The organism is Halarchaeum acidiphilum MH1-52-1, assembly GCF_000474235.1.
Taxonomy (GTDB): Archaea; Halobacteriota; Halobacteria; order Halobacteriales; family Halobacteriaceae; genus Halarchaeum; species Halarchaeum acidiphilum.
Window position 1 is genome coordinate 1 of sequence record NZ_BATA01000099.1, and the last position, 6,617, is coordinate 6,617.

Sequence of the window (6,617 nt, forward strand, 5' to 3'; positions counted from 1 at the left end):
AGGGAGAGCGCGTCGTTGATAATGGCCTTTGATTTCCCAGCGCCAGTCGAGGCGAAGCGCCCATAGTGGGTCGTGAGGAGGTCCGGCGGAATGCGGACTGGCTCATTCTCTGGCTGGCCAGTCTCGTCCAAGGCGTAGCCGATCGCCATGCCGTCGCGGAACTGCTCGCGAAGATCCGGATTCGGTCGTGGAAGCGGATTCCGACTCTGCTGCTCCGCACGCGTTCCCCGTGACCCCTCGATTGAGAGCTGTTCGGAGGAGGGGACGAGCAGGAAGTTCGCGAGTTCGCGCCCGCTCAGCACGAAGTCCGGCCGTGTTCAACAGCGTCTGTGACGACGAATCCCTCGTTCGCAAGCGCGTTCAGATGCTTGCGCGCCGTCTTCGGCGAGGTGAGTGCGTCCTCGGCGACGGCATCAGTTGAGACGGGCGTATACATGTGTGCGATAAAATTAGCCACCTAAGATAACATACTTAGCTAAGGTTCGGGGCGGCAGTTACTCACTGGAACAAAAAGCTCGCTAGAAGCGGGACCAACAGTATCCGACCCTCAACTATTAGTCAGAGTCGAATTTTTGGCGGCGGGCCTCAAGGACATTTTCGACGATGAGTTCGGTGACATCTGGGATGGTCCGAGCAATCGCGTCGTCAAGTTCACGACCGGTGATATCCTTCACGCCGTGGTCGCGGAGTTTCCGCTTCACTTCGAAGTCGAGCGCTTCCGTGCGGGCGTCCCACGATTCAGGGCGTGGATAGACTGCTTTCTGCTGGACGTCGTCGAACTCGAATGCAGGACCCGAGTCCGCTGGGTCAACGGTCGGTACAGCCGCTGTATCGGCTCCCATATCCTCGCCATCTAAATCACCTAAGTCACCTGAGGTGCTGACTTAGCTGGGTTATCTGTCTCAGCAGCCGGTTCTCGGGTCTCACTCGGGACGTCCGAAACGTCGGAAGCATCCACCGCCTCGTCGATTTCGTCTTCCGACTCGTCCTCGTCGACGCCGATGTTGGCGAAGCGGTTGTCGTCAGGCATCGACACCACCCCGCTCGATGATGTCCGCGAGTTCATCCAGCCGTGGAAGCTGGTCGTTGTCTGGGTCGTAGGCGGCGAGGGATTTGCCCTCGCGGTAGGCACGACCGAACGCGACACGCTTCCGGAGGCCCGGTCCGGGTGATTCGTCGAACTGGTCGGAGCGCGCGAATTTCGGTAGGCGGTCAGCCCACGGGGATTCCTCGATGTCGCGGATGATGCGTTTCTCCTCGCCGTCTCCTTCGAGGATGTTCGGGACGAGTGCGAGTACGCGGACGTCGATGCCGCCCTCGTTGCGGAGCGGCTGAAGTTGCTGTTCGACCATCCGCTGGAAACCCGAGATCGACGCTTCGCGCATCTTCAGCGGAACGAGGACGTTCTCCGTGCCGACGAGCGCTGAGTCGGAGAGCGGGCCGATACTCGGTGGGCTGTCGATGATGATATAGTCGTATTCGTCGCCGAGTAGCGGCTCAATAATGTAGTTGCGAACGCGTGTGACACCGTAGGCGCTCGTCCGCAACTGGTTCTCCACCTCATCAAGGTCACGATGGCTCGGAATGACGTCCATCCCTTCGGTTTCCCGGATGAGGTCGTGGACCTCGACGTCGGAGTCCGTATCCCAGACGTCGCCGAGATTCGCGTCGGCCTCGTAGTACTCACCGAGTCCGACACCCTCGGTGGCGTTCCCCTGCTGGTCGAGATCCACGAGGAGGACGTCGTGGCCACGCACATCAAGTCGTTCTGCGACGTTAATCGCAACGGTGGTCTTGCCGACGCCGCCCTTCTGGAGAGCAACGGTGACCGCCCGTGGTTCTGCTGAGTCGACCATACGCTACCCCCAGCAGCGTAGTAAAGGTACCTACGCTACTCAACCTACCTAAGGTAGATAAGGTAGTTGAGTTAGGTGAGGTAGATAGAGATAGTGAAAGAGTCTAGTGTGGTTCTGTTCATCGAGACGTCAAGACCGAGGATCAATATCTGAACAGACGCGGTTGTTCCCAGAAAAGTCCACGGTGGGAGTGCGTGATCGGGTGCGGCAGACTATACCACTGGCTATCCACACCCCCCGAGTTGTAAGTGTATTCGATAGCGTCAGATGATATACTCAGTGAATTAGTGGCCTGAATTTTCGGGGTCTGACAGCACTTAGCCCAGAATATCCCCAAGCAACTCGAGATTCCCCCTCTCCAGATTGTAAGTGTTCTCTCCCACCAGACTACTACGAGAAGCAGAAAGAATTCGAGGACCGAAAACGCCGGTTTCGAGAGGGGATCACACCCCAGATTGTAAGTGTTTTTCCCGGACTCAGATGTTGAACTCGCTCTGTACGTGGGATCGACTCGACTGCTCGAAGTCACCGAGGAGTGAGTCAACCGATGCCGGGAACCCCTGCTGGAGACGTTCGTCCTCACGGAAGGTTTCAACGATAATCCGGGGCTCGTCGACGAGCGAATAGATGTAGGAGCGGCCACCGCGACGACCGAGGTTATGCTCGCCCTTCTCAAGAAGTCCGAACATCTCAAGCGTGTCCAAATGATCGCGAACCCGACTCTCAGAAAGGGTGTCCGAGTCGATGCGATCACAGAGGTCCTTGTATAGCGAGTAGATTGTCTTCACCTTCGCCTCGCCGTCAGGATCAATCACCAAGAGCGTCGTCGCCATCAGGACGAGTTGCATCTGGCTGGTGAGACGCTCAGTGATGATGTCGCGGGTATTCGCGCGGTCGACCTCGCTTCGGGCGATACGGACGTGGTCCTCGACGACGGTTCCGTCATCCTCGTGGCGAGCGATGTCGCCCGCAGTTTCGAGGAGGTCAAGTGCCATCCGGGCATCACCGGAATCTTGCGCGGTGAGCGCTGCGGTGAGCGGGATGACGTCGTCCGAGAGCACGCCGTCACGGAACGTGAGGTCGGCGTAATAAGAGAGGATTGAGCGGAGTTCGTTTGCGTCGTAGGGAGAGAACTGAATCTCTTTTTCGCAAAGTGTCGACTTGACGCGCTGGGAGAGGTTCTCGCGGAATTTAAAGTTGTTACTGATACCGACGATGCCGACTTCAGCGTGCTCAAGTTCACCAATGGCTTTCGCGCGCGGGAAGTCGTAGAGCAACTCCTCGTCTTCGCCGAGTTTGTCGATCTCGTCGAGGACGACGAGGACGTAGCCGCCGATTTCGTCAAGGCGAGTGTAGATGCGGTCCCAGAGTGTGTCGGGATGAGTACCCTGCTTGAAGTGTTCGTCTGGATAGAGTTCGTTCGCAAGATACTGTAAGACCTTGTACGTCGACGTCCGCTTATTACAGTTGACCGGAAGGGTGGTAAGTTCGACATCGGCGCTGGCCGCTTCGTCTTCAAGGAACTCAATGACTTTCTGCGTTGTCGCAGTTTTGCCGACGCCGGTCTGTCCGTAGATGAAGACGTTGGGCGCACCGAACCCATCGGGGATATCCTGGAGAGCAGCAGCGTACTCCTGGATCTCCTCTTCCCGTTCAAGAATCTCGTCCGGAGTATATCCCTCCTTGAATGGCTCCTTGTCACGAAAGATGTGGTTTGATTCCTTGAACGGCGAGTCCATACCACGGCGTCACACCCCTCCCACATTAACCCTACCCTACAAGTGTTCTAACTGTTCTAAGTGTTCCCGGAAACGGCCGAACACACACCCCCCAGATTGTAAGTGTTCTTCGGGAGCGCAAGAAGGGAGAGGGGATGGCAGTGAGAAGGCCCAGTGAGAACGGGACGAAAGTAAGAAGGGTAAGAGTAAGTACCTACTCTAGCCTAGTACTAGCTAGTATAGTAGTAATAGTCTTTTCTGATACTGCAAATATCTCTATTAGCCTATATATGGAACTATAAATACTCTCGCGTCAGTTTAACACTTACAATTTGGCGGGGTTAGATACTCTCTCAACCCGGTCTTTAATACAACACTTCTCTGCCAGCGAAAACAGCCCCTCCCCTCTCGGCTGCGAGAACACTTACAATCCGGGGTGGGGGTGTGGCACTCAGGGCATCTCCTTTCAAATCTCGACACGATTAGCTCAGGTATTGACCACACCTCTCATTGTAAGTATTCTACGCGCTCAACGAGACGTGATCTCCCACGCTTGAGAAATGCGAATGGCGTCCTGCTAGCAACGCTTAACGAATGCTCCGCCGTAGCACAGAGTCCTCCGTCCATACTTAGAACAGTGAGATTACCGATTACCCGTCTGAATTGACCGGGCCCTTGTACTGCGAGCGAATCGTATCACCATCCCGCCACTGCCAGTAGTAGTAGCGGTTATCGTTGATCTCCTTAATGGTGAGTGTCGCCCGTGCCGGGACGTCGTCCGGCATTTCTTCTGGACGCTCTTCTGTGTCTTCGTCTTCTTCGAGACGTGCTTCACGCTCGCGGTGTTCGACGAGAGCCTCGGCGTATCGTTTGACCGCACGTAGTTCCTTGAGCGAACAGTCTTCGAACGTTTCGGCGAGGTCGCTTGAGAAGTTCTGTGGCGAAGTGGGATCTGAATACGGCATCGCTCTGTCTTAACCAACACGAACGCTATCTGCTTAGCCGTGTTGGTTAATCAGCTATTGCTAGTCTGGTAATCGGCCATCCGGCCGGGGGACGCGCCCGTGCTTGATCTCCGGTCGGTCGTGTCTGGTCGGTCACGGCTGCCCGCGCTCGGACATCGCCCATCTGCCCACCATCAGGCACAACGGTCGTCGTGTCCTGGTCAAGCCGCTCGTCAAGTTCGTCTTCGACGGGATGGCCGATCGGCCAGCAGTAATGGACTTCGCGACGCCCACGGTGATCGTAGGCACCGACGTTGAGGGCGTCGCCCGACCACACACGCCACGCGCCGAGCGCGCTCATCAGGTCGACAACTGCTTGCGGCACCTGACCGACGTTGTCGGGGTAGAAGACGCGGAAGCGCGTCCCACCAAGAGACTGTCGCGCGCCAACTCTCCGCCATTGCCTTGTCCCGTCCATACCCGACGGTCACGTTGACCGTCGGTGAGAGACGATTCGTGTCGTCTTCGAGGAGTCGGAGAACGGCGTACCGCCGGTATTCGTGGAGCGAATCATCGACGCCGGTCGCGACTGCTGCGTAGTCGGTCGCGACGTGCGCCGCTTCGCCAAGGAGTATGTCGAGAGCGTCTTCAACCATCGGTCGGAACGGGGCTCTGCGCCCCGCCCCTCGCGGGCGCTAACAAACCGTACTCAACGCTCACACCATCACCTCACCTATTGTTGGTTACCCGTTGCTGGGAGTGTGGTTTCTGTCTCCAGTCTAAGCCGGAGAATCGAGGCTCGGAGTTCGTTAAGTCTGCCTGCGAACCAACTTGATCGGCGTCGTTTCCTCAGTGTTCGCCCCCTCTCCGATAGCCATACCTCCACTAACTATTGAATGCTCTTAAGCCGGCAAGGGGGTGTTGTGGGTTTCTCGGACGTCGGTTCCTAGTCCCAGACGGTTTCAACGTCGGCGTCGCGGATGACACCATCAGCGGTGATGACAGCCGCTGTTCCCTGTGCGAGGTGGCTGGCGACAATCAGGCCGTCGTGGATGCTGAACTCGTCCACGATTTCCGCGTACTCGATCATCGTCTCATCGCCATCCGGTGCGACCGACACCGGGCCGTTCCCAACGAGCGCCTGGCGAGCATCCTCCGGCGTTCCTGAGAGTTCCACGCCTCGGACTTCCTTGTCCCGGGAAACCGAGAACAGGACTTCAGCGAGTGCTGTGCTCGGCGTCTGAATCACCGTCTCCCCGGCTTCAGCTTCCGCGAACACGCGGTCTGCCTCTCGGGGAAGTGCATCAACCAGATAGACGAGGAGAGCGACTGCGTCGGCGGTATAGGTCGCCACGCTACGCCTCCTGGTAGTTGCGGTCGCGTCGGTCACGTACTCGTTCCTGAAGCTCCTCGGCGACGTCCTCTCGTTTGTCCTCGGGGAGGTCATCGGGAACTAGCATTCCCCGGCCGCTGGTCCGCGTGCGTTTCTTGACAACGATTCCTTCGTCAGTGTCCATCCAGAGGACTTCGTCGCCCGGCTCAAGGTCATACTTCTCGCGGAGCTCCTTCGGAATCGTTGCCTGTCCTTTCTCCGTCACTCGGGTTGCCTGACTCATATCCGGTAATACCCTCTGTAATACCTTAGGTTTATCGCGTCTTTCTAACTTCTCGTCGACCGCGTCAACGTGGGTCAGCCACACGGGGACGATCAAATTTCAGGAGTATTGAGGACGGCCTATAGATCGACGTACTGGGTCTCCCACTCGCGACGCGCTTCGATCTCGCGCCGGCCACGTCGCGTGAGGGCGTAGGAGTTGGTGCGTTCGTCGATTTTGCCTTTCTCGACGAGGCCTTTCTCAACGAGGGTGTCGAGGTTCGGGTAGAGGCGGCCGTGATGAACCTCCGTCTCGTAGTACTCCTCGAGTTCGTCCTTGATCGCGAGGCCGTGGGGTTCGTCGAGGCCTGCGATGACGTAGAGGAGGTCCCGCTGAAAGCCGGTCAAATCGTGCATGGAGAGTATTGGATATGTTGTCGTATGAGCGTATCGGATCTCGTGTTCTGGCCGTCCCTCTTCTCGTTTCGAGCCACACTCACTATTC

8 protein-coding genes and 2 pseudogenes are annotated in these 6,617 nt (G+C 57.4%); all 10 read right to left on the bottom strand.

The window, feature by feature from the left end; all coding sequences use genetic code 11:
• Positions 1–317: pseudogene (locus AOZ13_RS12670) on the bottom strand (hypothetical protein); the annotation flags it as partial.
• Positions 305–457, bottom strand: a pseudogene (locus tag AOZ13_RS12675) (DUF7342 family protein); the annotation flags it as partial. The pseudogenes AOZ13_RS12675 and AOZ13_RS12670, both read right to left, overlap by 13 nt.
• Positions 458–554: 97 nt before the next feature.
• The gene (locus AOZ13_RS14075) at positions 555–842 is read right to left on the bottom strand and encodes a hypothetical protein (RefSeq protein WP_148286753.1); all 288 of its coding nucleotides are present in this window, start codon (positions 840–842) and stop codon (positions 555–557) included.
• 20 nt (positions 843–862) lie between these two features.
• On the bottom strand, positions 863–1,030 hold the full coding sequence (locus AOZ13_RS14270) for a hypothetical protein (protein ID WP_159101041.1): 168 nt from the start codon (positions 1,028–1,030) through the stop codon (positions 863–865).
• A complete protein-coding gene (locus AOZ13_RS12685; RefSeq protein ID WP_049934121.1) occupies positions 1,023–1,856 on the bottom strand; it encodes a ParA family protein in 834 nt (277 codons plus the stop codon). The genes AOZ13_RS14270 and AOZ13_RS12685 overlap by 8 nt, the downstream gene beginning before the upstream one ends.
• Before the next feature lie 476 nt (positions 1,857–2,332).
• Positions 2,333–3,595 (bottom strand): Cdc6/Cdc18 family protein, encoded by a 1,263-nt coding sequence (locus AOZ13_RS12690; RefSeq protein ID WP_020222146.1) that lies wholly within the window; start codon positions 3,593–3,595, stop codon positions 2,333–2,335.
• Between the two features lie 629 nt (positions 3,596–4,224).
• Positions 4,225–4,539: a hypothetical protein gene (locus AOZ13_RS12695; RefSeq protein WP_020222147.1), complete on the bottom strand. Its 315-nt coding sequence runs from the start codon at positions 4,537–4,539 to the stop codon at positions 4,225–4,227.
• A 925-nt stretch (positions 4,540–5,464) separates the two neighbouring features.
• Complete coding sequence (locus tag AOZ13_RS12705; protein ID WP_234402880.1) at positions 5,465–5,908, bottom strand: hypothetical protein; 444 nt, start codon at positions 5,906–5,908, stop codon at positions 5,465–5,467.
• Entirely contained in the window at positions 5,874–6,134 is a 261-nt protein-coding gene (locus AOZ13_RS12710) for an AbrB/MazE/SpoVT family DNA-binding domain-containing protein (protein ID WP_044958628.1), read from the bottom strand. The genes AOZ13_RS12705 and AOZ13_RS12710 overlap by 35 nt, the downstream gene beginning before the upstream one ends.
• Before the next feature lie 119 nt (positions 6,135–6,253).
• The gene (locus AOZ13_RS12715; RefSeq protein ID WP_020221438.1) at positions 6,254–6,529 is read right to left on the bottom strand and encodes a PadR family transcriptional regulator; all 276 of its coding nucleotides are present in this window, start codon (positions 6,527–6,529) and stop codon (positions 6,254–6,256) included.
• Between the last annotated feature and the right edge of the window lie 88 nt (positions 6,530–6,617).

What these genes read in the sequence shown, in the direction of transcription:
- AOZ13_RS12710 (WP_044958628.1), bottom strand. Translation starts at nt 6,134, where the DNA reads ATGAGTCAGGCAACCCGAGTGACGGAGAAAGGACAGGCAACGATTCCG.
- AOZ13_RS12715 (WP_020221438.1), bottom strand. Translation starts at nt 6,529, where the DNA reads ATGCACGATTTGACCGGCTTTCAGCGGGACCTCCTCTACGTCATCGCA.
- AOZ13_RS12685 (WP_049934121.1), bottom strand. Translation starts at nt 1,856, where the DNA reads ATGGTCGACTCAGCAGAACCACGGGCGGTCACCGTTGCTCTCCAGAAG.
- AOZ13_RS14075 (WP_148286753.1), bottom strand. Translation starts at nt 842, where the DNA reads ATGGGAGCCGATACAGCGGCTGTACCGACCGTTGACCCAGCGGACTCG.
- AOZ13_RS12690 (WP_020222146.1), bottom strand. Translation starts at nt 3,595, where the DNA reads ATGGACTCGCCGTTCAAGGAATCAAACCACATCTTTCGTGACAAGGAG.
- AOZ13_RS12695 (WP_020222147.1), bottom strand. Translation starts at nt 4,539, where the DNA reads ATGCCGTATTCAGATCCCACTTCGCCACAGAACTTCTCAAGCGACCTC.
- AOZ13_RS14270 (WP_159101041.1), bottom strand. Translation starts at nt 1,030, where the DNA reads ATGCCTGACGACAACCGCTTCGCCAACATCGGCGTCGACGAGGACGAG.